This is a genomic window from Ochrobactrum sp. AN78 (assembly GCF_029909885.1).
Taxonomy (GTDB): Bacteria; Pseudomonadota; Alphaproteobacteria; order Rhizobiales; family Rhizobiaceae; genus Brucella; species Brucella quorumnocens.
Map to the genome: position 1 here is coordinate 192,533 of NZ_JASAMU010000004.1, position 23,217 is coordinate 215,749.

Consider the following 23,217-nt stretch of genomic DNA (forward strand, 5'->3'; position numbering starts at 1 on the left):
AAAACCTGCCGTTATGCATCAGATGCCATAACGAGCAGCATTGCCCCACACGAGCTCAAGCCTGTGCAAGGTCTGGTAAGCGATCTCAAGATTTCGAAGATCGTCGTCATCACGGGCCAGTACATGGCTGTAAGTTCTGCTCGCATTTCGCAAGCTTGTGCACAGCCGTTCACCCTTGTCTGTCAGGCGAATTCGGGCCGATCGTTTGTCCCTCTGAGAGGCAACGCGATCGACATATCCGCCGTCCGTAAGTTGTTTAAGATAATAGGAAATGTTGGATCCAACATAATGCCCACGATCCAGTAGTTCACCCACAGTGAGCTCGACATCACCAATAGCCATCAGAACCAATGTCTGAGCAGGCCCGATATCTTCCACGCCCAACTTGGTAAGCTCCGTTTTCAGAAGGCTTACAAAGCGGCGGTTCACTCGCTCTATCATCCGCGCCAGTTCGAAATGCGTAATTACGACAGTATGGACCGGATGTCTGCGTTCCTGTTTTTCGGCGGTAACTTCAGGAAAGTCAACGGAAGTAAATCCATCAACTGATGTTTCGACTTCCACTCCCTCGTGCAGAAGTTTTTGCATCTCTTGCTCTCCATTTTTCAATTTTACTTCAAATTTTGAAGAAATTTGCAGTTATATTTATTTGGCTCCTTTCGCATTTCCCCGCCGCAAAAACTTTTTTCTGTCACATTCTCTGCAGTATTACTTTACTGATCTTGAGAACTAGACCACACTTTTTAGGGATATCCGCCACCTGTGACCATTACAAGGCAGATCGCGTATGAATGATACTCGCGAAAACAATCCAATTGGCAAGAGCCCGGCGGATAAAAAAAGGCCAGACGATTCTGTAACTACGTCCAAAAGCCTTATTTTCAAGGCCCGGCGCGTTTTCCTGTCAGGTCTTCTTTATGCAGTGCTTTTGAGTGCCTGTATCAATTTGCTACAACTCACTGTGCCCCTCTATATGTTGCAGGTTCATGATAGGGTGCTGAACAGCCGAAGCATGGACACACTGACCATGCTGACGATTCTGGCGGTCGGCGCCATGCTGGTGTTTGGTGTGCTGGAGTACATCCGGGCCCTGTCGTTCCAGGCTATGGGCAGCGCACTTGTTCGCCGGCTAAACCTCGCAGTTCTCACGGCAGCCGTTCAGGCTTCGGTCAATCAGGGACTGCCAAAAGCCACCCAGACACTGCGCGATCTGACGGAACTGCGCAGCTTTCTGACCTCGCCTGCGATTAACGCGCCGCTCGACGCTGCCTGGTCGCCAATCTTCCTTGGCGTGCTGTTCATGCTGCATCCACTGCTCGGTCTGATCGGCCTTGTTGCAGTGATCATTCTGGTCGCTTGCGGCGTACTGACCGATCTTCTGACCCGCAATCTCATTCAGGAAGCCAATCAGGCGAATGTCGAATCCATTGCCAAAATTGGCAGCAGCCTTCGTCATGCAGAAGCAATCGAAGCCATGGGTATGCTCCCCGCACTGGCGAGACGCTGGCGCACGATGCAGGTGCAGGCGCTGGAAGTGCTTGATCTCGGTGGAACACGCGCACGCGCCATGTCGTCCATCGCACGCACCGCACGTTTCATCGTGCAGATCGGCTCGCTGGGCGCTGGCACACTGCTCGCCATGCAGCAGGAAATCACACCGGGCGCGATGATCGCGACCAGCATTATCATCGGGCGTTTGCTGATGCCTTTCGACCGCATCGTCGAAAACTGGCGCCAGTGGGTGAGTGCGATCGCGAGCTGGAAACGGGTTCAATCGCTGCTTTCTGAAAATCTCGCTGTTCGCCAGACCATGCCGACTCCTCGCCCCAATGGTGATCTGGTTATCGACAAGCTGATTTATGCGGCCCCCGGCGTCGATGTCCCGATCATCAAGGGGATTTCCTTCGCCATTTCACCCGGCGAGGTTCTGGGGATCGTTGGGCCTTCTGCCGCAGGCAAATCCACCTTAGCACGACTGTTGATTGGCATCGTCAAACCAACGTCAGGCGGCGTCTTTCTGGATGGCAACAACGTCTATCTCTGGGAACGCGGCTCGTTTGGTGAGATTGCGGGCTATCTTCCGCAATCGGTTTCTCTGCTGGACGGAACGATCAAAGACAATATCGCACGCATGGGCGACAGCGATCCGCAACGGGTTCTTGAAGCAGCGCGCCTTGCCGATGTGCATGAAATGATCGGGCGCATGCCGCTCGGTTATGACACCCCGGTTGGCGATGGCCGGTTGACACTCTCCGGCGGACAACGTCAGCGCATCGGACTAGCACGCTGCCTTTACAATCGCCCCCGACTGATCGTTCTCGATGAGCCGAATTCCAATCTCGATGCGGTCGGTGAACGCGCGTTGATGCGCGCCATTGAACATGCGCGCGACGATGGCGCTATCGTCATCATGATTGCACATCGCCCGTCTATCATGCAGGTGGCAGACAAGCTTCTGGTGCTCGACAATGGGCGTATCACGCAGTTCGGTCCAAGAACGGATGTGGTTTCCTCACTCACACCGGCCAGCAATGGCCCTCAAATGGGAGCGGCAAGCGCATGATAGGCAAGTCCGTTATTCCGCGTCGTATTTCCAGTCTGCTCGCGCCACGTGCAGAATCATCCGATCACAAGTCGCTCACCCGATTTGGCTCCGTAAAGCCTGAATGGGCGCATGACATTGAACAGGAAGACTCCAAATCGCCTCTGCGGGGTCTCATCATCGCAGGTCTTGCCACGATAGGCGTTGCGTTTGGTGGCTTCTTCGCCTGGGCATATTCAGCAAATCTGGGCAGTGCTGCAGTAGCGCTTGGCACCGTCATTGTTGATTCCAAGCGAAAGACCATCAGTCATCTCGAGGGCGGAATTCTTGATCGACTGCTGGTGCAGGAAGGCGATATCGTCACCGTTAACCAGCCACTTCTCAGGCTTGATGCAACCAAAGCACGCTCAGAACTACAATCGCTTGAAAGCCGTCGCATCGGATTAATTGCCAAGCTTGCACGTCTTCGTGCTGAACAGTCAGGTGCCAGGGAAATCACCTTTCCGGACAAGTTTTCCGAGGGCGGGGAAAATGCGGAAAACGCAATTCGTGCCGAGAATATCTTCTTTCAAAAGCGCCTTGCTCAGAAGCTGAGCAGAATCGACATTCAGCAGAAAACCATTGAACAATATACCGAACAGGAGAAAGCCTCGACCTCGCAGATTACAGCCACCGATCGCCAGATCGAGCTTATCAGTGAACAGCGGCGGGCAATCGCGAGCCTTGTCGAAAAAGGTTTCGCTCAGAAGTCGAAGCTCACCGAAATCGACACGCGCTTGAGCCAGCTTGCAGGTGATCGCGGCGAATATGCTGGCGACAAGGCAAAAGCCGGACAGGCAAAAGCCGGTGCGGAATTTGCACTGACTGGCATCGAGAGCGACCTGCAGTCAGAAATAGCAGGCGAAATCACCTCAAGTCAGGTTGAGCTTTCGGACGTGCAAGAGAGGATCGTTGCAGCCAAGGACGTCATGCGCCGTGTCGAAGTTCGCTCTCCACAGCAAGGCTTTGTCGCCAATATCCGGCTTCGTACCCCAGGCGGCGTTGTGGCACCGGGCGAACCCATCATGGATATCGTGCCTGAAAACGAACCGATGGTCGTTGAGATGAAGATAAGCCCACGGGATATCGACAGTATCTCGGTAGGCGCGAGCGCGCAGATCCGTCTGACCGCTTATAACCAGCGTTCAATGCCTCCACTTGATGGCAGACTGACCTATATAGCTGCCGATCAATCGCTCGATGAAAAGACAGATACCGCTTATTTCGTGGCGCGAGCCGAGATTACACCTGAAGCGATGACTGCCAATCCGACGGCGAGGCTTTATCCTGGGATGCCTGCCGAAATCATTATCGTTCACAAAGAGCGTCGGGCAATTGACTACCTCGTTTCGCCGATTACCGACAGCCTCAACAGGGCCTTCCGTGAAGACTAGCTATCTGGTTGTGAGACCTCATTGGCATAGACTTTTCGCGCAACCTCTTAAATGGGTCGGCACATGAGCAGTTATAAATCATACCCTCTCATGAGCGAATTATAACTGCTCTTGTTCCGGCCCCCGACGCCGGGAGAGAGTCGAGCATCCGTTCGGCACGATAAAACAATGGATGAAACGGGGCGCGCTCCTGATGCGAAGACTGGAGAATGTCCGCGGCGAATTCAATCTGACGGCGCTAGCCTACAATATCAACGTTGTCCCCGTTCCGGGGATGATTTCCGCATTGACGGCGTGAGAAGTTATGATTGCGGCCAGTGAAAACCCCGCGCCCGCGCAAAAATCATGAAGTGGCGAAATGTGGGGCGGCTGACGAGTCCCAGCACCTCTTTGTGTAGAGCTGGACGGATTGGCCGAAGATTCGCCCCTAGCCAGCGCCGATTACGAGTTTCCACACAGTCTGTAGAATTTATGCGACAATTCATGACCGTTCTAATGCAGGAAGGGCCATGCCCGCAACCATGGTCGATGGCCAAAAATTGGGTGAATGTTGGAATCTCTCCGAGAACGAATACGCCGGTCACGGTCGCTGCGGGTGAGCCCCAAGATCGCTGCCCTTCTCCCACCGCGCGGCTCCGGCCCCACCGATGCTTCATCGGATTCACAGCCGCCGGGTGGTGTGTCGCCCCCCGCTCGGCGACGCTGGCCAATTTGGTCAGTTCGTGCGCTACAATGTGCACCACTTCCCCCTCGCGATGGATCCTGCCCTTCACACCGATCATCCCGGAACCTAACCTCAGCGCCTGCTATGCGTGCGGCGACGCGTACAGATTTGCCCGATGGGCAACATCGATGAGGCGGTCGGACTCGGGAGCGCCGCTGCGGAATCCCAAGCTGTCGTAGATGCTCATACCTCAACGAGAATACCGGTCGCGATGATTGCCAGTACAAGTGCCGCAATAGCGGTGTAGGCGTAGTCGCGTTCGCGCATAAAGATGGTCAGCATCAGTGCAACCCGGGCAACCGGCAGGAGGATGAACACCGCAACGCCAGCTTTCACCGCGTCGTACCCGCTCAGCGGAAGGGCGAGCCCAACCGGAAACGGCGGGATAAACGTTAAGAGCAAGCCGGCAGCAATCAGCGCGGACGCAAACCAAGTTCCGTACCAGAGCAGCCCCGCGATTATTTGGTCGCAACGCTCAAAATTGTCTACTGTCGGCTTCATGCTGAACCTCCGAGAATATGGATACCGAAGGCGCTCAGAAGCATCTGAACCGCCAACAAAGTGAGAATGATCACGAAGAAAATGCGCAACTTGTCAGCGGGAAGCCGCATCAGCAGGCGTGCACTGACGAGCGCACCGCCGACCGAGCCAAGTGCGATGGGACCGGCAATGCTAATGTCGATATCTCCCCTCACGAAATAGGCACCCGCGCTGGCGGCCGCTGTCACTCCGATCATGAAGTTCGACGTGGCGGAGGAGACCTTGATGGGGAGCCGCAAGGCGGTGTCCATCGCCGGAATTTTCAGGACGCCGGAGCCGATTCCTAACAGCGCAGAGATCAGGCCCGCCCCGTACATCAGCACAAGGCCGAGCGGGACGCGACCGACCTGATAGGGTACCTCCTGTCCCGACACATAGTCGGGAAAGCTGGAGTGCAGGCGCAGGACCGTAGCCCAGCTCCTTGCGTTCGGAGCGCTCGCGTCGATCACCTCGCGCCGCCGAGCCAGCATCTGCTTCGCCGAAAGCACGAGGATGGCCGCGAACAGGCCAAACAGAACCGACGTCGAGACGATGCCTATGAGAAACACCCCAGTCAGCGCGCCGAGCGTGGTGGCTGTCTCAAGGACAATGGCAAGCCTGATGTTGGTCAGGCGACCTTTCAGGAACAGTGCCGCGCTGCCGCAGGAGCAGGCGATTACCGAAATGATGCTCGCGCCAATCGCGACATGGATGTCAACGGCGAAAAGCAGCGTGAGGATCGGCACGATGAAGATGCCGCTTGCCATGCCAAGCACCCCGCCGAGGGCACTTGCGCCGAAAGCGGCCACAAACAGCCATAAGGTTTCCATTGCCGGCCTCCGCGTTACGAACGTTCGCGCGGACGTCGGGCCAAGCGAGTTACGAATCTGATCAGGTCACCGCGATAGTGGAGCCTTTCGTAGTCGATGGGCCGATGCCCCTCGGTGTAGGACGTGCGCTCGATCAGGAAGACCGCACTGTCGCAATCGACGGCAAGGGCATGCGCTACATCTGGTGTGGCGGTGACGGCTTCAAGCCGATACTCCGCCTCTGTGAGCGGCAAGGCGTATTTATCTTCTAATAGTGAGAAGATCGGCTCGGCGTCCAGATCATGCGTGATGACCTTCTCTCCAATTTCGCGGGGTAAATACGTCTCATCAAAGGACATAGTGACGCCATCGGCCAATCGGACGCGTTGTATCCGCATGACGAGGCTGCCAGGTGGCACGGCCAGTTGCCGGGCAACGTCCGCATCGGCAGGCACAAGCCGTTTATCGAGCAGCTTGGCGGTCGGGCTGCGGCCGAGCGCCTGCATGTCCTCGACAAAGCCGGTCAGCTCGGTCAACTCCTGGGTGATCTTGGGTGGCGCAACGAAGGTGCCCTTGCCGCGCCGGATTTCGACCAGACCGCGTGCCACAAGGTTTTCAATCGCCTTGCGCACCGTCGTACGGCTGACGTTGAAACGCTCGATCAAGCGATCTTCGGGCGGGAGCTGGGCCCCTAAAGGAAGGACTCCAGTTAAAATGTCGGAGGTCAGGGCCGCTTCGAGTTTTGCATATAGTGGGCTGCGGTCATATTCACTGCTCATAGCGACATCATGACATCATGACATCATGATGTCAACCACTCCCCTTCGCGACAAGCAACGAAAATGCGGACGTCGCCTATTTAGCGGAGACATGCGAGAACCGGAAAATATTTAGAACGGGCACAAAGGCGAAACTGGCTGACCTATGGAGCTTCAGCTAGGAAATCGGACGGGCGGATAGAACGAGAAAACGATCCAGACTGTTCGCCCGGACCACGTTTCTGGCTGGGCGGATGCGCGGAGGGCAATATCTTCGGGGTACGCGCCGATTTGCCGGAGAATCTCGTCGCAAAGCTGGAAGACCTTATAGCAACCGAACCGCCATTTATTCATCTGGCCAAACCCCGACATCATGATCGCTATCTCGCGTTGTTCGACGGAAATGGCGCTGTTGAGCCCGAATTCGGTCTGATCTACGAGCTGCCTCACTCGCACCGGTACCAGAGCAATGCTCATCTAATCAGCAACGACTCCGAAGAAGGCCGAAATCTGATTCTGTTCTGGGCGGTGGACGGCGGGCCGTAACGACTTCATCCCTGATCTAAGCGAATGCGGTCGGCCAAGCCGGGTCACACGGCAAATAATGACGGGCTTGCTCACGTGGATTTTGAATCGTCCGTTCATCGCGAAACCGGTTTCTGCATAAAATTGAATCGCAGGATTGGGCCTCGGTGACACGACTGTTCAGAAGGGCGGCATCCGCTGTCTCGATCGCCACTCGGTGCCGCCCGGCTTGCGGCTGCTTTGCAATGGGCAGCTGATGGCGACATTGGACAACCATCGAACTTTATCGTTAGGATCAATCGCGACCGATGCGTTGCACTATCCTATGCCACTCCATAGATGGGCGGTAATGCCTTATCAATAGACACTTCGTCGTCCACCTAGGCTCCCACCGCCATCGACTGACAGAATCTGTCCAGCCACGAAGCTGGCATCGCGGGAAAGAAAGTAGCGGATCGCGGCTGCAACTTCATCCGTTGTTCCCAGCCGTCGCATCGGAATTGTAGCTATTATGGTCTTCTCCGCTTTACCAGCGACAGGTCGAGTTTGCGAAGAGTTCCGTTTTCGTTGGTCCTGGCGCGACCGCATTGACAGTTATGCACAGCGGACATTTTCTTCGAATGGGCGGAATCCGTAAATCTATTGCAGTTCTACCGAGTGCTGACAGCGCGTCTGCCGACGTGTCGCATAATCAAGCAACGCTTCTTCAGGCAGCCCAAGCTGCGCGCCAAGGAAACGCAGAGCACAAAGCTGGAGAGTAAAGCCGAACCCGTTCTCGGGGCGGCGGCGGTGATGAATGTGTTCCAGATCATCGTCAGCCAATGTGTAGAATCTAAGCAGAGAAGCCTCATCTGTTGGCAGGTCCAGAAGGGTAGAACGTTGCCGGTCAGTCAGAATTTGTCGTCTTGGCATGCAGGATTGCCCCTGTTGAAGTATAGTCTGTTTTGGACAACAATTGCCCCTTAAAAATGAAGGCCTTCCGGCATCACGAGGGTTCAATTGGGACAGCGCGCCGCACTTTATTGCCGTGTTTCGACCGCCGACCAGTCATGCGAGCGCCAAGAGCGCGACTTGACTGCGTTCGCCGACCTCGCAGATTATGAGTTGGCCGCGGTATTCAAGGAGACCGGTTCCGGCACTAAGCTCGACCGTGCCGAGCGCCGCAAGGTTATGGCACTGGCGCAAGCTCGGCAGATTGACGCGGTGCTTGTTACCGAACTTCCGCGCTGGGGCCGCTCCACGGTCGACCTGCTTAACACTCTTCGCGAGTTGAAGGGTGGAAAGTGTGGGTGATAGCCATGAACGGAATGGCGTTAGATCTGTCTTCGCCACATGGCCGCATGCTTGCGACGGTTCTCTCTGGAATCGCCGAGTACGAACGTGACCTCATCAGTCAAGGGGTCAAGTCCGGGCTAGCCGTTGCAAAGGTGATGGGTAAAGCGCTCGGTTGTCAAACCGGAGAACGCCCCAAATCCGACAGGGCTTATGGCTTAATTGCTGAGGGCCGCAGCTACCGCTGGGTCGCATACGATCTAGGCATCAGTAAAAAAACACCGTTGGCGATATTATTAAAAGTTACAAATAGATGAGGTCGATGTGAATATCCGTATCGGAAAAGCCAACCAAGATCACTTTTCGGCGTTGCGCGCGATAGAATTATCTTCGTTTGAGACCTTGCTCGCAGCCGGTGCTGTTACTGGGAAAGCGACAGCCAGTAGTGACGAAGAATTGCAACAATATCTCGATGCCGACTTCCTATACGCCGCATTCGATGAGGCGGCCATTCCGGTTGGCTATGGCGGAGGGTATATAGCGGAAAACTGGCTGCATATCGGCGAAGTGGACGTGCATCCAAGCTGGCAGCGAAAGGGCCTTGGAAGGCAAATAATGAATGTTATGCTGAATGAAGGCCGCACAAAGAAACTCAGAGGTTCAACTCTTACGACCGATCGCCTGGCGCCCTTCAATGCGCCGTTTTACACGTCGATCGGGTTCCATGCTATTGAAGGCGATGCATGTCCTGAACGGCTTGGCGCAATTCTCGCAGCGGAAAAGACCCAAGGGCTGGACCCGCTTCGTCGGGTTGCCATGATGCTTGTCTTCTGACGCCACCCTTAGACAGGCTTCAATTTCACTTTTCGGAGTAGCCATCTTTGCGGCAGTCAAACGCGTAGGGTGTCATTTCGCCCCCTCCCGCAAATGCCCGGAAAACCTCCAGCTCCGTGCTTGAGCTTTGGGATATCAACTTTATCCCATCCCCGATGCAGTGAGTGTTTCTTAGGAAAGTGACGACCTTCTTCGCTCGGGAGACAAGTCGATGAAGTTTGCGTTCATCGACACGGAGAAGGCCCACATGTGTCTGTCACGGCTATGTGCCTTCGCAGGCGTCAGTATCAGCGGTTGTTATGCATGGAAGCATCGCGGCCCCAGCAGCCATCAGCTTAATAATATGATTATCCTGGCGCACATTCGCAATCAGTTTGCGCTGTCGCGTAAAACTTCTGGCAGCCCTCGCATGCATGTCGAAATAAATGAAGACGGTATTCGAGTAGGACGTCACCGCACAGCGCGATTGATGCGAGAGAATGGTTTGAAAGCAAGGCAGAAGATGCGCTTCAAGCGCACGACCGACAGCCATCATGGTGAGCCCGTCGCTCCCAATCTTCTGGATCAGGACTTTACCTGTGATGTAACCGGTGTCGCATCCGCACCTTCACCGCCGCGTCCTATGTTTTGTGGCTGGTTCAGACCGAGACATAATTGCAAAACTGGTCTGCGTGGGCTACTTAGCGTCATCCACAAGGACCCGGTGAAACTCCGGGTGGCTCTTCTGGCCGCCGATCCGCCAGACAACACAGCAACGCAACCTATTCCATTTTCGAGGACCGAGTTTTGCTCGGCCCGTTGCCTCAACTGTGAAAAATCTCCCATGCGAACTCTTTCAAACTACCGTCAGGAGTGGTTCTCCAACATCCGTGGCGACGTGTTTTCGGGTATCGTCGTCGCTCTCGCGCTTATCCCGGAAGCGATAGGCTTCTCGGTGATTGCGGGTGTCGATCCCAAGGTCGGCCTGTACGCCTCCTTCGCAATCGCCTGCGTGGCGGCCTTTGTGGGCGGTCGACCGGGCATGATCTCTGCTGCGACTGCCGCGACCGCTGTCGTCATGATCTCGTTGGTCAAAGAGCACGGCCTTCAGTATCTGTTCGCCTCCACCATCTTGATGGGCGTCATCCAGATCGTCGCGGGATGGATGAGGCTCGGTCGCGTGATGCGCTTCGTCTCACGGTCGGTCATCACGGGCTTCGTCAACGCACTTGCGATCCTGATCTTAATGGCCCAGTTGCCTGAACTTATTGGGGTCCCGACGCTCACCTACGTGATGATCGCGGGCGGCCTCGCCATCATCTACCTCTTTCCATACGTGACCAAGGCGATCCCATCGCCGCTCGTGGCCATCGCGGTCCTCACGGCCATGGCATGGTGGTTTGGCATGGACCTACGCACCGTCGGCGACCTCGGCGAACTTCCGTCTTCGATCCCATACCTGATGCTTCCGCAGATTCCGTTGACCTGGGAAACGCTGCAGATCATCTTCCCATACTCAGTGACGCTCGCTGCCGTAGGACTGCTAGAATCGCTGCTTACCGCGCAGATCGTCGACGACATGACGGATACGCCCAGCAACAAGAGTCAGGAATGCGTTGGACAGGGCGCGGGCAATATCGCCTCGGCACTGATCGGCGGCATGGGCGGATGCGCCATGATCGGACAGTCGGTCATCAACGTAACATCTGGTGGTCGAGGACGGCTTTCAACGTTCGTCGCGGGTGCTTTCCTGTTGTTCCTAATCGTCGTCCTTAATGACCTCGTCCAGATCATCCCCATGGCCGCTCTTGTTGCGGTTATGATTATGGTTTCCGTTGGCACTTTCTCCTGGCGGTCGATCCTCGACCTGAGACGCCATCCGCTTCCATCATCTGTCGTCATGCTGGCGACGGTCATCACCGTCGTCGCAACGCATGATTTGGCGAAAGGCGTGATCGTTGGCGTCCTGCTGTCCGGTATCTTTTTTGCTGGCAAGGTAGCCCGTCTGTTCAGGGTCACGCGTCTGGAGAAGCCCGAACAAAACAGTGTCACCTATGCAGTGGTGGGGCAGGTTTTTTTTGCGTCGGCGGAAGCCTTTATCCATGCGTTCGACTTCACCGATAAGGGTAAGCGGATCATCATCGATCTCACAAAGGCCCATCTCTGGGACATCACCGCAATTGGTGCGTTGGACAAGATCGTATTGAAGTTCCGTCAGGCGGGCGACGAGGTCGAGATTCTCGGCTTCAACGAAGCGAGTGCTGATATGATTGACCGCTTCGCGCTGCACGACAAGGATGAGCGGCTTGCGGCAAGCGCCTCACTACACTGAACAATTTGGCTGCGTACCTTCGTGCGCAGCCCTCTGTCCTACTACTGTTGCCTGTTGCTCCGCTCTAAGGGTAAATTGTTTCAAGGCAAAAGCTCATGCATCTGGCCCTGCTTGTGGCCGTTGACGATGGCAGTGAGTGTGGCGGTCAGGTAGGCGAATATCTGTGTTTCCGGAAACGCGGTCATCGGACCAGGCACTTCATGTAGGCCGCAAAAGGCTTCACGACCGATAGCCGTCCAGCGCAGGTGAAAGGGTTAGCGATGCGCGACCAGTCCTTTACCCCTTGGGTGACAAGTTCGTTGGTCACCGTTCCGCTGTCCTGCTCGTCAGCGAAACTTGCAAAGGATCTCAGTTGGCGAGCGTCGGGCCCGTCTACGTTGAAGCCGAGCAAGGAGCGTTCCGCCAGATAGGCAACGACATGCTGCGTCATTGTTGTCTGCATCACCATCACTCCCTCCCTGGCCAAGGAAGAGCAACAGCCGAAAGACGGTCGAGATCGATCTTGGTATAGATCTTTGAGGTTGAGACTGCGATGGCGTAGAATATCTGCAATGTGCTTCATCGGTGTGCCCTCTCGAAGCAGTCTGCTCGCCACACTATGGCCCAGAACATGCGGGTCGCATCGATCCCAACCGCATAGGCGAAGCGCCGCGATGACTGCCCGCTTGGCTACACCTGCCTGAACAGGACAATCATAGGGCGCAACATCGCGCACGAAAATTGCCCGGTTTACCGTTTCGGGCCGTTCATGCCTCAGGTAGTCGGCGATTGCCTCTCCGGTCATCTTTGGCAGCGGAAGGCAATCCGTGAAATGCGTCTTGGAGCGAGCGATTCTGATAGTCCCCGTTCCGACAATCAATCCGCGTTGCCGTCGCGTGGTCTCAGCCAGTCCTGCAACATCACGCATGTAAGCATCGAATGCAGCCAATTCCCTCCTTAACCCTTCCTGCTTGCCGGCAGATCGAATGCCCCCTTCGGACTCCAGCAGCCTCAATAAGTGGCGAATGGCGGTTCGCAGTTCATACGTGTCCGGCGCACTGGCTGAGGATAACTGCAGACCGGTAGACGGTTGTTAAGAAAGTGATCAAGCACCGCAGTGCCGAGCGATGAAAGATCGACTCGCTCTTCGCCAAGCCAGCGTGCGAAATGGGCGACCCTTGCAAGATAGACGCGGATTACATTGTGCGCATATCGATCTTCTGGCAAGCGAGTGACGTAGCTGTCCCGATAGGCGGATAAAACACTGGACGACAGCCATGCTTGAGGTCCGGGCTGCAAAATAACAGGCTTCATGGAAAAGCTCCCTTTCCTTTGATTGGAACAGGGAGAATGAAATTATGCCTAGTTGAATTCGTCACGCTGTTTCTGTGACTGCCGCAAACCCAGGGATACTTACTCGTAAGACTGTGAACCTGCGTATAATCCCGAGCTTCTCATAATTCCAGTTGGGGTCGTTTGCGGGAGACGGCGAAATCCTACGTCAGCGGCTATGCGATCTCCTGGAAACGGGACACGTTGAGTAGTGAGGTAACCTTTTTGTAAAGATCGCTCTCGATAGCAGGGGGCGCGAAAATCTGAAACCTGCGCCACGTCCGCAGCGACCCGGAATCCGGGCCGCGACGTGTCGCAAAAATCAGTCGACCAAGTTTGACTTTCGCACCTGATTTTTGCGACCGGTTGTCCCTGCATAATTGTAGCCCAGGTATGACCAGAAAAATACAACAACCCCGAACCAAACTAGCGCTACACGGATGCACTGGGCTGAGAAACTCAGGAACGGGAATGAGTTCATAGGCTCTTCTCCCCGTAGCAATGGCCAGCCCTCGGCCTGCCAGAACGACAGATATGCGTTTACGCCGAGAAGCAGCGGGGCGATCCATCCGGCGGATAGCAGCGCAACAATAGCGGCAAAGATTCTATGTCTTGTCATAGCGGCCTAACAATAATTTGGCCCCATTTGCGGGGCGTTGTGCGGGATATGTGGGGCTCCGCGGGAATTTCTGCAATAATACCCGCTAAGAGCCGAACCGAAAATTAAGTCGAGCGATTTCAGGAGTTTATGATTCTCTGTGTTTGCAAAGACTACGGAGGATCAGATGGCCTGGACTGAAACCGCCCGACGGGACTATGCCAGACGAGGTTTGCGCTATGCAAGTGACTGCACGGACGATGAATGGGCTATTATTGCCCCGCTTTTACAGCCGATGGGCAAGGTCGACCGTCCGCGCGAACATAATCCACGCAAACTGTGGAACGCAATCCAATACATTGCCACGACGGGTTGCCAATGGGCGCAATTGTCGAAGGAATTTACGACGGTGCAGTACCATTTCTACGGGATGCGCGATAACGGCTTGCTCGATCTTATCAATGAAATGCTGGTCGCGGTGACACGGCTGGCGGAAGGCCGCAAGGTCGAGCCGACGGCAGCTGGCGGACCACGCGGCTATGATGCAGGCAAAAAGATCAAAGGGCGCAAGCGTCATATCGTCACCGATATGAGCGGCGATATGCTGGAAGGCATCGTGCATGGTGGCGACGTTCAGGACCGTGACGGTGCGCCCGATCTGATCGAGCGCACCTGCCAGACTTATCCCACCGTGGCGAAGCTCTTTGCCGATGGCGGCTATGCTGGCGAAAAGCTGGCAATCGAAATCGTCAAGCGCTCCGATCAGGCCAAAGGCTTTGTAATTCTATCCAGGCGGTGGATCGTGGAGCGAACCTTTGCCTGGCTCAACCGCTGTCGGCGTCTGGCAAAGGATTGGGAGACCTCCATTGCATCGTCAGAGGCATGGATCTTCATCTCATCCATCAGGCGAATGACACGCCGTATCGCAAAGCTCGAGTTTTGAGTCGCGCTGTAAGGGAGAGCGAAGTTGTTTGGATTGAATCGGTTAGTGCGGAGTGGCCTGAAGCGTTCGAGGGGGCGGTCAATTTCGTTCCAGAGATAGTCGCCGGTGAGTGCGATATGCGCCCAGGGAGGCGGTGCGGCCTGGGAGAGCAGCTCGGCGGGGATATCGATGCCTTGGGCGCGCACATAATCGACAGCGCGGCTGAGATAGATGGTGTTCCACAGGATAATGGCGTTGACGACGAGGTTGAGACCTGACGCCCGATATAGCCCCTAACGTACGGCAGGCAGCCAGGCCGTAATCGATCAGATTCTATCTTTGGTCTGTGAGTTGGCCATTTTCCCAGCTTCGGGCCAACCGGGCCTGTTAACGTCAGGGGGGCGTTGCGAGAGAGGTCTTCAACCAGGGCTGCACTTCCAGCTCTGCAAGCTCGGCCTGTGACGCGGGAAAAGCTTCATAGTTTGCGAAACAGGTTCCGTCTGCTCCCACCATGTCGCTGAGCTTGCCGCCACAAAGCTCCAGGGTCTTATCAATTTGTTGCCAGCCTTCCGCGCAGTCGCTGTCGGTCTCCGAGCCCGGTCGGCCGCAAACTTGCGTGCGCTGCGCTTTGGTCTCCGAGCTGGCATACGCTACACCCTGCCTTCAAACGCCTGGCCGGAGGCGAAATAGGACTAGGTCCCGCAGATGCGGTCGCCACTCTGGAAAAGAAGTTAGCGGCTGTATTCGCCAGGTGCTTCTTGTGCCTGGGAGCGATGGGAGTTGTGGAACGGCTGGATACCCGCGAGCCAAAATTGAGGGGCTGTAAAGGCGAAGTTCAGACTTGAACGTTTGATGATACAGCGTAATTTGGGCGGACAACTCGGGAAAACACCTCATCTGCCCCGATTCTAATTGGTTTTGGAGATTACATGATCAGAACATCGATATTGGCTGTATCGCTTGCGGTCCTTGCCATGCCAGCGTTGGCTCAGGGTGACGAAAACAATCGCTCAGGTCGTTACGAAAGCGAAGGTGGAGCGTCTCTCACCGTGGAGCTGACCCATAAGTCGGGCAATGATTATTCTGCCGCTATTTCGACGACGGTTGAAATGACCGATAAATTGCCCGGTTGCGGTGGAAGTCTGAAAGGCAATGTCACCATTCCCGGTGCCAGCGCGACCATGTCGATCCCTAACGAAGGGTTCATTGAAAGCAAAAAAGAAACCCTGCAGAACAGTCGTTTTTGCAAGGTGAATTTTACGTTCATGGATCAATACACGTTGAAGCTGGAAGAAGTTTCCGGTTGCTCTTACTACCATGGTGCCAGCTGCGATTTTAATGGCACCGTCATGCATGAAGCGAGCGGAATTTAGCCAAGGCCTGCAAATCGGCCACAAATCAGAACTTTAGAGGTTAAAAGAAAAATGGCGGCTGTCGCATCGACAGTCGCCATTTTTGCCTTGGTACCAGTCGTACAAAAATCCAATTACGGGCCCACCGCCTTGGCCGACAAAGTAATCGTGAAGTACTGATCGCGCTTGTTTTTCTCAACGGTCGACAATTGGGATATGCCGTAATCGGCGAATTCCCCCTGCTCAAACTGCGGATAATACCCTTTCCAGAAATAGCGCCGCTGCGTATCACCGGCGCGCATCTTTTGCGCAGACAAGCCAGCGACAAAGCGGGTGGCATTTGCTTGATTGCGTGCTGAGAGCGCGACGCGAGCCTCGGTCATTTGCCAGTGGCACACGCCACGCCCATAGTAATCCTCATCCAGAATCATATCGGTATACACTGTACCGACATATTCGGTCGCCGAAATCGGCGAAAGGCGGAATGGTTCGTGGCTCGATATAACGGGTACGTTGCCGGCGAGCCAACGGGTCTTACCACATCTAGCCGCATTGCTGACATCGAACTGCATAGTACCCTCTACCGTTGCAAACAGCGCGCCACCTCGATCCGCAGACGAGATATAGGAAACATTTTCAAGTTTCATGCGAATTTCATAAGCGCGCTTCGGGTTCGGATTGAGTTTGCGCAAAGGAGGCTTGGAACCGATGACTTTGGTATCAGGGGCTGTCTGCCCTGCGGCGTAACCTGGAATACCAGAACCGATAGCGAAAAAGATCAACGCCAAAAACAATCCGCGTAATCCAAAAACAAAAAATGAGCGAAAGGCACGATTCAATTTGGATCTTTCCTGTCTGTGAGAATTCGATAACACTTGGTCCTTGATTAACACGTCATCCATTATTGCAGAAAATATCTTTCTGCCCTGCGCATCCCAAGACAGTCGCATCGATATTTCCTGAATGTGGTATTAATCGTTCCCAGGGTTTGCTGCGACGGGTAGCGGCCCGAACGTGCTCTGCGTATAGCCATCCTCCCGGTCGTCCGCATGACGTTGCCCTCACAGATGCGCAACCGGCGTGCATAGCTGTTGTTGTATTCCATTTACTTGAGATCGTCACGGCGGTGGCCGTTGTGACACCAGATGGTGGCGTCGTAAGTCGCACTATCATGGGCAGTGTGGCGAACTCCGTCAGTGATCAGGCGTACCTCCGACACGTCACCGTTAGGCGCGGTTCTGTTTGACCTGATCTGTGCCAGATTTTCCTTGTGATAGGCGTCGAGAGCAACGACGCACGCACTGTGGGACCCGTATTCTTCGCCGACCGGTGGCAGTGACAACTGGCCGCTGGCATGGACCACCGTCGACGAGCCTAGCGCCACGCAGAAAATGATTGTTTTCAGCTGGAATTCGAATTTTGGCATTGTTCCATCGCTGATGAGAATCTTCGGTCATGACTGGTTCTTTAAGCGGAGTGTCGTCGGGCCGCGCACCCGGCCATCACCCCATGTCTGAAACTGTGAGCTGGTAATGCAGGAGACGATTGCCCCGTTTGAATTCCCAGGTTCCTTGGACTTCCCCTTCAAAAGTGGAGGGCATCTGTTAGATAAGACTGACAGGAGACATAGAGTTGAAGCAGCGAGAATTTACAGAAGAGTTCAAACGCGAAGCTGTTCGGATTTTAACGACGAGTAATCGAAGCATTTCATCGGTTGCCGAGGACCTTGGCATTGGCAAATCAACACTTGACCGCTGGCGTCGTAATTTTGCTGAGAAGGGTCTGCTTTCTGGTCCGCATGAGGACATGAGCCAGTAGCTTACCCGTCTTCGTAAAGAAAACGAACTTTTGCGAAAGGAACGTGATCTGCAAAAAAACGACGGCCTTCTTCGCTCGGGAGACAAGTCAATGAAGTTTGCGTTATCGACACGGAGAAGGCCCACATGTGTCTGTCACGGCTATGTGCTTTGGCAGGCGTCAGTATCAGCGGTTATTATGCATGGAAGCATCGTTTGCCCGATCGTCGCAACTCGACGATATGATCATTCTGGCTCACATTCGTAATCAGTTTGAGCTGTCACGTGAAACTTATGGCAGCCCTCGAATGTATGTTGAACTGAATGAAGAAGGTATTCGAGCAGGACGTCACCGCACGGCGCGACTGATGCGCGAAAACGGCCTTAAAGCCCGGCAGAAAACGCGCTTCAAACGCACCACCGACAGCAATCATGGTGAACCCGTCGCTCCCTATCTTCTGGATCAGGACTTTACCTGTAATGCACCGGATCAGAAATGGGGTGTCGATATCAGTTACATATGGACCGCCGAAGGCTGGTTATATCTGGCAATCGTTGTCGATCTGTATTCTCGTCGCATTATCGGCTGGGAAGCGCGGGATCGGATGAAAAAGGATCTGGCGATAAGTGCTTTAAAGAAAGCTATTGCAATCCGGCAACCAAAGCCGGGGCTGATCCAGCACTCGGACAGGGGAAGCCAATATGCCAGTTATGAGTATCGCAAAATCCTCAAAGCTCACAAAATGCTTCCATCCATGAGTGGAAAAGGAAATTGCTATGACAATGCAATGGTGGAAACCGTCTTCAAAACGATCAAGTCGAAACTGATCTGGCGCACTGTATTCCAGAACAGAAATGACGCAACCAAAGCCATTGGCGAATATATTGACGGGTTCTATAATCCCGTGCGCAGACATTCTGCCCTCGGGTATAAATCTCCGATCCAGTTCGAGATCATGAACCGGAATTTTGAGACAGATCCTCTCCACTAAATAAGGGCAAGTCCCCTTATATACTAATCTAAACGGCTATAGGAAACTTAGCCGACGTTGCCATGGCTGGCTACTCGCTATTTGATGAACGTCCTCCATAATGCAGAGCTCGCCGTCTACGATCTTTTCCGACCAACTGGCAACGTACGACAATCAATTGCGTTTACCAGAGATCACTGCAATACCTTTGCAAAACCGCACTACACGCCGCTGCTCCGAATTCAACGCCCAAAGTTGACACTCTAAACCCTATATTACTTGGGCCGAAACCGCTGTTCCGTTGACGGAGAAAATATGCATGTCCTTCGTCGAAGCTGTAAACGTTAATGTATCTGATAGCCTAAAATCCGCTTCCTCAGGGGTTTTGATCAGATATTTGGTGTCGGAACCGACCATGTCGATATAAAGGATTTGCGCCTCGCCCAGATGCTCTACAAGATCCACGGTTCCCGAAAAGAGGAGGCCGCCAGTTTCCTCGCTCGCAATCCTGGTATTCTCGGGTCGAATTCCAACGCTAACTCTATCATTGAGTGCGAAAGTTCCATCACTGGCTTCAAGGGCAAGTTTCGTCCCGCAATCAAGATGACAGGTATAACTACGTCCCGAGGCCTCCGCTATGGTGCCCGCGAGTATGTTCATTGCTGGGGAACCGATAAACTGTGCTACGAAAAGATTGGCTGGCTTTTTGTAAAGCTCTACCGGTGTTCCAATCTGCTCGATATTGCCATCCTTGAACACAACGATCCGATCCGCCAGTGTCATCGCTTCCACCTGATCGTGGGTCACATAAATCATCGTGACATCGGGCATGCTTTGCTTGAGTTTTGCCAGCTCGATGCGTGTGGCCACCCGCAGGGCTGCATCAAGATTGGACAAGGGTTCGTCAAACAGGAAAACACGCGGGTTTCTGACAATTGCACGTCCAATCGCAACACGTTGTCTTTGTCCTCCCGAGAGAGCCTTTGGCAAGCGTTGCAGATATCCACTAAGCTGGAGAATTTCGCCGGCTTTCTTGACCCGTTTGTCTATCTCTGCCTTCGTCACGCCGGCAATACGCAGACCGAAAGCCATATTCTCATAAACTGTCATATGAGGATAAAGTGCATATGACTGGAAGACCATCGAAATACCCCGATTCGACGGAGCGACGTTGTTCATACGTTCCCCGGCGATGACAAGATCACCCGACGTTATCGTCTCAAGGCCTGCAATTGAGCGCAACAGCGTTGACTTTCCACAACCGGACGGCCCGACGAAAACGACAAACTCCCCCGATGTGATATCAAGGTCAATGCCATGGAGTACTTCCAGATTGGCGTAGGATTTACGTATATTCTTCAGCGACAGGTCGGCCATCGTTCCCGTTCCTTTTATTATTATTTCGCTTGGGTTGTGTTGCTCACGGAGCCAAATTTGCCAGAAGCCTTGTTATGGGACCCGGGACTCGGTTGAGGATTTCGGTATCGTTCTTTCTTCGAATAGCCGCGCGGACGATTTTAGCACCCAGATAACGCACAGGTTCGGGCGGAAGCTTGGTGCGGTTTTTGATCCCCACCAAACCACAACTGCTCCATTTATCCACGCGTCCCAGGATCAGGCTTGCGAGGATCCGACCTGCGACAGGCGTCTGGGCAATGCCGGTCCCATTGAAACCCAGAGCATAGAAAATATTCGAATGGTGTCTCAAATGATCGAACACCGGCAGATGCTGCGCCATACAGTCAATCGGACCGCTCCAGTCATGAAGGATCGGCACGTCCTTTAGCTGAGGATATACGCGGTGCAGTTCACGTCTGTTGTCTGCACCGCCGTCGCCGCTGCGATTAAAACGCTCGTCAATCCGATCATTATAGGCAATTCCACCCGTTCCCCGTCCAAATACGACCTGATCCGACGTCGTGCGTTGATAATAGAGCACGTGATGCTGCGCATCGCAGATCGAAGCACCATCAGTCCATCCAATACGCTTGAGTATATCTCCAGCAGGCGCTGTCGCAACGAGCTGACTGCTCACCACATAAAGATAGGGATGAAGCTCAGGGATCGCGGAGGCCCAAGCATTGACCGTTAAAGCAACTTTGGTGGCAATCAATGTCGCGTCTGGTGTTTTAAGTTCGGGCCGCTCGCCCGGAACGATCTCCAAAACAGGGCTTTTTTCATGAATGACAATCCCCTTGGAAAGCGCGAGCTTGCGAAGGCCAAGAGCAAGCTTGGCGGGCTGGACAGTCCCTGCCCGCTCCTCGACAATACCGACATATGATGCGCTAGAGCCAGTTCGCCGTTCAATGTCGTGCGCGTTCAGTGTCTGGAACGGGTTGAACCCGGATTTCTGACAAATATCCAGTGCTTCCGCCCATGCACCTTCCTGTGCGACAGAACTTGCGGTCCACAGCCAGCCATCAAGACGCAGATCCATGTCAATGGTTCCGCAATCTTGCAGCGCTTTCAGCTCATCAATTGCATCGCAGGTTGCCTGACAAAGCATGCGCGCATCTTCGTCGCCCACAAGGTCCCGCAACATATCGATTTCAGCATACCAGCTGTGGACTTGCCCGCCATTACGCCCGGATGCGCCCGAACCGCAAAAATCTGCTTCCAGGATTGTGATACGCGCATTTGGTTCTCGTTCTCTTATCCGCAGTGCCGTCCAAAGCCCGGCATATCCCCCGCCAACGATTGCAATATCGCATTGCTGCTCACCCGTTAAAGGTGCGGTGACAGGATCGGCGCCAATACTTTGCAGCCAGAAGGAACGATCCTGCTTCGCCGCGACAACGGGGGGTCTCATTGTGATAGAGCTCATAGTCAGACCTTCTGCGCTGTTGCAATCACTTCGTGGTATTTGTCGAGCAGCCATTGCGGGATTGACTGCAAGGGCTGGGGAAAGCCCCCCGGATGTGTGCATGTTTCAGACGCACTGACAGCTGCCTTTTGCAGCGCCTCTTCTTCAGAACAACCTTCGAAGAAAAGCGCCACCAGAAATGAGGCGATAAAACTGTCACCAGCTCCACAAGTGTCGACCACGTTCACGGGTACGGAACCTGCGGAATACAATTGGCGTCCATTGTCATAGAAAGAACCGCGTTTGCCGCAGGTAATAACGACCTGTTGAGCCCCAGCCCGTTTGAATTGTGTAATCAATGGCTGCACCGGCTCGTTCGGATCGTCTGGTCCTGATGCAAAAACCAACGGGACGCCCTCAAGCGTCAAGTCAAAATGCCGGGTAGAGACATCCACACTGAACCTGGCACCATCCTCTACAAGCTGACGCACCAGTTTTTCACTGGAATTGGTCCCAAGATGGGTCCAATCGGATGAGAGCAATGCCTGATATCGCTGCTGGTCTGGAATGTAGCTTTCGCCGACACCCAGAGATTCAAACAGGAAATGCCTTTCACCGTCATTATCGGTCAAAAGCGTGACCGCTGAATTCCCCTGAATAGTTTCAATATCACTTGGCGCAAGTCCGACATCTTCGATCACACCAAGCATGATCTCTGCTTCCCTGTCGGGTGCCAGTGCGCCCATATAACGGGCGCCGACCCCAAGCCGTTTCCACTGCACAGCAACATTAAGGGCATTTCCACCAACAGTAAGGACCCCCTTATTCAAATAAGCATCAAGGCAGTTGTCACCCACAGCAACAAGATTGAGATTTGCGTTCTTCATCATCATTCCGCAGTATCAAAGTGGGGGGAAATCGCATCAAGGCAGCGCCGCCAGACTGCAACCGGATCCAGTGCATATGAGCCGTTGCCAAATGGCTCGAAGGTCAATGTACCCTGGAATGAATGATGGGTGATTTCAGCAAGGTAGCCGTCAAGTGGCAAATTTCCGTCCCCCCATGCCAAATGTCCCGTCGGTGTTCCATCGACGACATGAACATGGACAAGACGTTTGCTAAATCTCGAAAAGTAATCACCGACCTTATCTTCGGCCGCTGCCATGGCAACCAGATCAAGTACCAGATCGACATTTTCCGCATTCAGATCCTGCCAGAGACGTTCAAGAGCGGCGGCATTATTGACGATGTTGCTTTCAGTGCGCTGTAGGGGCTCAAGCAAACATCGAAGCCCCAGATTTGCCGCATGTGCCGTAATTTTCTCCAACGACTGAAGGGAATGGCTCCACGCGCTTTCGCGGCTCTCGCACTCAAAACCCCGTCCGGGTGTCAAGAAGAGGTAGTTCGCACCCAGTTCGGCACTTAAATCGGCTGCTCGCAGAAAGCATTCAACACTCTTTTCACGATAAGCTTCGTCGCCTGAGGCTATGTTGACCGGATAGAGAACCTGTTCCGGAGTGAAGCAATGCACGCTGATCCCGTTATCATTCAGAATTGACCGGACACCTGAAAGCCGTGCCCGGTCAGAATGAAATAGATCAAGATGGGGCGCTATTCCCCATAGTTCCATACGTTGAAAGCCCATCAGCCGAAGCTGTTCGACAACCCATTGAAAGGGATGGTGCTGGAACGAAAAGTTGGCACCGATCAACTGTTCACGTTTTAACATTTTCCACC

The 23,217-nt window shown here is 54.2% G+C and carries 21 protein-coding genes, 6 pseudogenes and 1 other annotated feature; of the genes and pseudogenes, 11 read left to right on the forward strand and 16 right to left on the reverse strand.

The features are described 5' to 3' along the window. Positions 1-18 precede the first annotated feature (18 nt). Complete coding sequence (locus QBD00_RS10195) at positions 19-588, reverse strand: MarR family transcriptional regulator (protein ID WP_100557449.1); 570 nt, start codon at positions 586-588, stop codon at positions 19-21. Positions 589-787: 199 nt separating this feature from the next. Between QBD00_RS10195 and QBD00_RS10200 the strand changes: the two genes are divergently transcribed. The 3 genes and pseudogenes from QBD00_RS10200 to QBD00_RS10210 form a co-directional block, all read left to right on the forward strand. Then, entirely contained in the window at positions 788-2,563 is a 1,776-nt protein-coding gene (locus QBD00_RS10200) for a type I secretion system permease/ATPase (RefSeq protein WP_191792901.1), read from the forward strand. Then, the gene (locus tag QBD00_RS10205; RefSeq protein WP_151093172.1) at positions 2,560-3,975 is read left to right on the forward strand and encodes an HlyD family type I secretion periplasmic adaptor subunit; all 1,416 of its coding nucleotides are present in this window, start codon (positions 2,560-2,562) and stop codon (positions 3,973-3,975) included. Before QBD00_RS10200 ends, QBD00_RS10205 begins: the two co-directional genes overlap by 4 nt. A 127-nt stretch (positions 3,976-4,102) precedes the next feature. Next, positions 4,103-4,273, forward strand: a pseudogene (locus QBD00_RS10210) (transposase); the annotation flags it as partial. A 609-nt stretch (positions 4,274-4,882) separates the two neighbouring features. Here QBD00_RS10210 and QBD00_RS10215 read toward each other — a convergent pair. The 3 genes from QBD00_RS10215 to QBD00_RS10225 are packed head-to-tail and all read right to left on the reverse strand — an operon-like array spanning position 4,883 to position 6,806. Further along, positions 4,883-5,200: a DUF1634 domain-containing protein gene (locus QBD00_RS10215; protein ID WP_151093174.1), complete on the reverse strand. Its 318-nt coding sequence runs from the start codon at positions 5,198-5,200 to the stop codon at positions 4,883-4,885. After that, positions 5,197-6,048 (reverse strand): sulfite exporter TauE/SafE family protein, encoded by an 852-nt coding sequence (locus QBD00_RS10220; RefSeq protein ID WP_191792900.1) that lies wholly within the window; start codon positions 6,046-6,048, stop codon positions 5,197-5,199. The genes QBD00_RS10215 and QBD00_RS10220 overlap by 4 nt, the downstream gene beginning before the upstream one ends. 14 nt (positions 6,049-6,062) lie before the next feature. Further along, the gene (locus QBD00_RS10225; RefSeq protein WP_191792899.1) at positions 6,063-6,806 is read right to left on the reverse strand and encodes a GntR family transcriptional regulator; all 744 of its coding nucleotides are present in this window, start codon (positions 6,804-6,806) and stop codon (positions 6,063-6,065) included. Positions 6,807-7,076: 270 nt separating this feature from the next. Between QBD00_RS10225 and QBD00_RS10230 the strand changes: the two genes are divergently transcribed. Continuing rightward, on the forward strand, positions 7,077-7,331 hold the full coding sequence (locus QBD00_RS10230) for a hypothetical protein (RefSeq protein ID WP_151093180.1): 255 nt from the start codon (positions 7,077-7,079) through the stop codon (positions 7,329-7,331). Positions 7,332-7,667: 336 nt separating this feature from the next. Here QBD00_RS10230 and QBD00_RS23605 read toward each other — a convergent pair whose 3' ends face one another. Both QBD00_RS23605 and QBD00_RS10235 read right to left on the reverse strand, forming a co-directional pair. Beyond that, positions 7,668-7,898 carry an SDR family oxidoreductase gene (locus tag QBD00_RS23605; protein WP_412535010.1) on the reverse strand — a complete coding sequence of 77 codons (231 nt, stop codon included), beginning with the start codon at positions 7,896-7,898 and terminating at the stop codon, positions 7,668-7,670. Positions 7,899-7,952: 54 nt separating this feature from the next. Next, a pseudogene (locus tag QBD00_RS10235) lies at positions 7,953-8,222 on the reverse strand (DUF4158 domain-containing protein); the annotation flags it as partial. A gap of 159 nt (positions 8,223-8,381) precedes the next feature. Between QBD00_RS10235 and QBD00_RS23610 the strand changes: the two are divergent. The 4 genes and pseudogenes from QBD00_RS23610 to QBD00_RS10260 all read left to right on the forward strand — a co-directional run bounded on the left by QBD00_RS23610 (position 8,382) and on the right by QBD00_RS10260 (position 11,727). Further along, a pseudogene (locus QBD00_RS23610) lies at positions 8,382-8,899 on the forward strand (recombinase family protein). A 7-nt stretch (positions 8,900-8,906) separates the two neighbouring features. Then, positions 8,907-9,416: a GNAT family N-acetyltransferase gene (locus QBD00_RS10250; RefSeq protein ID WP_318579370.1), complete on the forward strand. Its 510-nt coding sequence runs from the start codon at positions 8,907-8,909 to the stop codon at positions 9,414-9,416. Positions 9,417-9,609: 193 nt separating this feature from the next. Then, positions 9,610-9,999, forward strand: a pseudogene (locus QBD00_RS10255) (IS3 family transposase); the annotation flags it as partial. Positions 10,000-10,109: 110 nt separating this feature from the next. Continuing rightward, positions 10,110-10,165: a sequence feature (sul1 is cis-regulatory element that is thought to sense ions involved in sulfur or methionine metabolism; They are found in Alphaproteobacteria), on the forward strand. A 74-nt stretch (positions 10,166-10,239) separates the two neighbouring features. Next, the gene (locus QBD00_RS10260) at positions 10,240-11,727 is read left to right on the forward strand and encodes a SulP family inorganic anion transporter (protein ID WP_318579499.1); all 1,488 of its coding nucleotides are present in this window, start codon (positions 10,240-10,242) and stop codon (positions 11,725-11,727) included. A gap of 80 nt (positions 11,728-11,807) precedes the next feature. Here the strand turns inward: QBD00_RS10260 and QBD00_RS23615 are convergent, their stop codons facing one another. The 3 genes from QBD00_RS23615 to QBD00_RS10270 all read right to left on the reverse strand — a co-directional run bounded on the left by QBD00_RS23615 (position 11,808) and on the right by QBD00_RS10270 (position 13,020). Continuing rightward, positions 11,808-11,912: a transposase domain-containing protein gene (locus QBD00_RS23615; protein WP_412535011.1), complete on the reverse strand. Its 105-nt coding sequence runs from the start codon at positions 11,910-11,912 to the stop codon at positions 11,808-11,810. Next, positions 11,909-12,655, reverse strand: a complete 747-nt coding sequence (locus QBD00_RS10265; protein ID WP_318579371.1) for a tyrosine-type recombinase/integrase — start codon at positions 12,653-12,655, stop codon at positions 11,909-11,911. The genes QBD00_RS23615 and QBD00_RS10265 overlap by 4 nt, the downstream gene beginning before the upstream one ends. Positions 12,656-12,717: 62 nt before the next feature. Continuing rightward, positions 12,718-13,020, reverse strand: a complete 303-nt coding sequence (locus tag QBD00_RS10270; RefSeq protein ID WP_318579372.1) for a hypothetical protein — start codon at positions 13,018-13,020, stop codon at positions 12,718-12,720. Positions 13,021-13,823: 803 nt separating this feature from the next. Here QBD00_RS10270 and QBD00_RS10275 point away from each other — a divergent pair. Then, positions 13,824-14,579 carry an IS5 family transposase gene (locus tag QBD00_RS10275; protein ID WP_318579373.1) on the forward strand — a complete coding sequence of 252 codons (756 nt, stop codon included), beginning with the start codon at positions 13,824-13,826 and terminating at the stop codon, positions 14,577-14,579. Positions 14,580-14,626: 47 nt separating this feature from the next. Here QBD00_RS10275 and QBD00_RS10280 read toward each other — a convergent pair. After that, positions 14,627-14,845: pseudogene (locus tag QBD00_RS10280) on the reverse strand (Tn3 family transposase); the annotation flags it as partial. Between the two features lie 642 nt (positions 14,846-15,487). On the opposite strand from QBD00_RS10280, the gene QBD00_RS10285 reads away from it, so the two are divergent. Then, complete coding sequence (locus QBD00_RS10285) at positions 15,488-15,931, forward strand: hypothetical protein (protein WP_318579374.1); 444 nt, start codon at positions 15,488-15,490, stop codon at positions 15,929-15,931. A gap of 113 nt (positions 15,932-16,044) precedes the next feature. Here QBD00_RS10285 and QBD00_RS10290 read toward each other — a convergent pair whose 3' ends face one another. Together QBD00_RS10290 and QBD00_RS10295 are read right to left on the reverse strand one after the other, a co-directional pair. Next, entirely contained in the window at positions 16,045-16,860 is an 816-nt protein-coding gene (locus tag QBD00_RS10290; protein ID WP_318579375.1) for a hypothetical protein, read from the reverse strand. Positions 16,861-17,015: 155 nt separating this feature from the next. After that, positions 17,016-17,336, reverse strand: a complete 321-nt coding sequence (locus QBD00_RS10295) for a hypothetical protein (protein WP_318579376.1) — start codon at positions 17,334-17,336, stop codon at positions 17,016-17,018. A 188-nt stretch (positions 17,337-17,524) separates the two neighbouring features. On the opposite strand from QBD00_RS10295, the pseudogene QBD00_RS10300 reads away from it, so the two are divergent. Next, positions 17,525-18,698 (forward strand): annotated as a pseudogene (locus QBD00_RS10300) (IS3 family transposase). A gap of 249 nt (positions 18,699-18,947) precedes the next feature. Here QBD00_RS10300 and QBD00_RS10305 read toward each other — a convergent pair. The 4 genes from QBD00_RS10305 to QBD00_RS10320 are packed head-to-tail and all read right to left on the reverse strand — an operon-like array spanning position 18,948 to position 23,209. Further along, positions 18,948-20,054, reverse strand: coding sequence for an ABC transporter ATP-binding protein (locus QBD00_RS10305; protein ID WP_151091293.1), 1,107 nt, complete (start codon positions 20,052-20,054; stop codon positions 18,948-18,950). A 43-nt stretch (positions 20,055-20,097) separates the two neighbouring features. Next, positions 20,098-21,486, reverse strand: coding sequence for an FAD-dependent oxidoreductase (locus tag QBD00_RS10310; protein ID WP_318579377.1), 1,389 nt, complete (start codon positions 21,484-21,486; stop codon positions 20,098-20,100). Positions 21,487-21,503: 17 nt separating this feature from the next. Continuing rightward, positions 21,504-22,367, reverse strand: coding sequence for a PfkB family carbohydrate kinase (locus QBD00_RS10315; protein ID WP_235901675.1), 864 nt, complete (start codon positions 22,365-22,367; stop codon positions 21,504-21,506). A 2-nt stretch (positions 22,368-22,369) separates the two neighbouring features. Further along, entirely contained in the window at positions 22,370-23,209 is an 840-nt protein-coding gene (locus tag QBD00_RS10320; protein ID WP_151091290.1) for a sugar phosphate isomerase/epimerase family protein, read from the reverse strand. Positions 23,210-23,217 lie beyond the last annotated feature (8 nt).

Coding starts and splice junctions, on each gene's coding strand:
- QBD00_RS10195 (WP_100557449.1), bottom strand. CDS start 588: ATGCAAAAACTTCTGCACGAGGGAGTGGAAGTCGAAACATCAGTTGAT.
- QBD00_RS10200 (WP_191792901.1), top strand. CDS start 788: ATGAATGATACTCGCGAAAACAATCCAATTGGCAAGAGCCCGGCGGAT.
- QBD00_RS10205 (WP_151093172.1), top strand. CDS start 2,560: ATGATAGGCAAGTCCGTTATTCCGCGTCGTATTTCCAGTCTGCTCGCG.
- QBD00_RS10215 (WP_151093174.1), bottom strand. CDS start 5,200: ATGAAGCCGACAGTAGACAATTTTGAGCGTTGCGACCAAATAATCGCG.
- QBD00_RS10220 (WP_191792900.1), bottom strand. CDS start 6,048: ATGGAAACCTTATGGCTGTTTGTGGCCGCTTTCGGCGCAAGTGCCCTC.
- QBD00_RS10225 (WP_191792899.1), bottom strand. CDS start 6,806: ATGAGCAGTGAATATGACCGCAGCCCACTATATGCAAAACTCGAAGCG.
- QBD00_RS23605 (WP_412535010.1), bottom strand. CDS start 7,898: ATGCGGTCGCGCCAGGACCAACGAAAACGGAACTCTTCGCAAACTCGA.
- QBD00_RS10260 (WP_318579499.1), top strand. CDS start 10,240: ATGCGAACTCTTTCAAACTACCGTCAGGAGTGGTTCTCCAACATCCGT.
- QBD00_RS23615 (WP_412535011.1), bottom strand. CDS start 11,912: ATGACCGCGTTTCCGGAAACACAGATATTCGCCTACCTGACCGCCACA.
- QBD00_RS10270 (WP_318579372.1), bottom strand. CDS start 13,020: ATGAAGCCTGTTATTTTGCAGCCCGGACCTCAAGCATGGCTGTCGTCC.
- QBD00_RS10275 (WP_318579373.1), top strand. CDS start 13,824: ATGGCCTGGACTGAAACCGCCCGACGGGACTATGCCAGACGAGGTTTG.
- QBD00_RS10285 (WP_318579374.1), top strand. CDS start 15,488: ATGATCAGAACATCGATATTGGCTGTATCGCTTGCGGTCCTTGCCATG.
- QBD00_RS10290 (WP_318579375.1), bottom strand. CDS start 16,860: ATGCGACTGTCTTGGGATGCGCAGGGCAGAAAGATATTTTCTGCAATA.
- QBD00_RS10295 (WP_318579376.1), bottom strand. CDS start 17,336: ATGCCAAAATTCGAATTCCAGCTGAAAACAATCATTTTCTGCGTGGCG.
- QBD00_RS10305 (WP_151091293.1), bottom strand. CDS start 20,054: ATGGCCGACCTGTCGCTGAAGAATATACGTAAATCCTACGCCAATCTG.
- QBD00_RS10310 (WP_318579377.1), bottom strand. CDS start 21,486: ATGAGACCCCCCGTTGTCGCGGCGAAGCAGGATCGTTCCTTCTGGCTG.
- QBD00_RS10315 (WP_235901675.1), bottom strand. CDS start 22,367: ATGAAGAACGCAAATCTCAATCTTGTTGCTGTGGGTGACAACTGCCTT.
- QBD00_RS10320 (WP_151091290.1), bottom strand. CDS start 23,209: ATGTTAAAACGTGAACAGTTGATCGGTGCCAACTTTTCGTTCCAGCAC.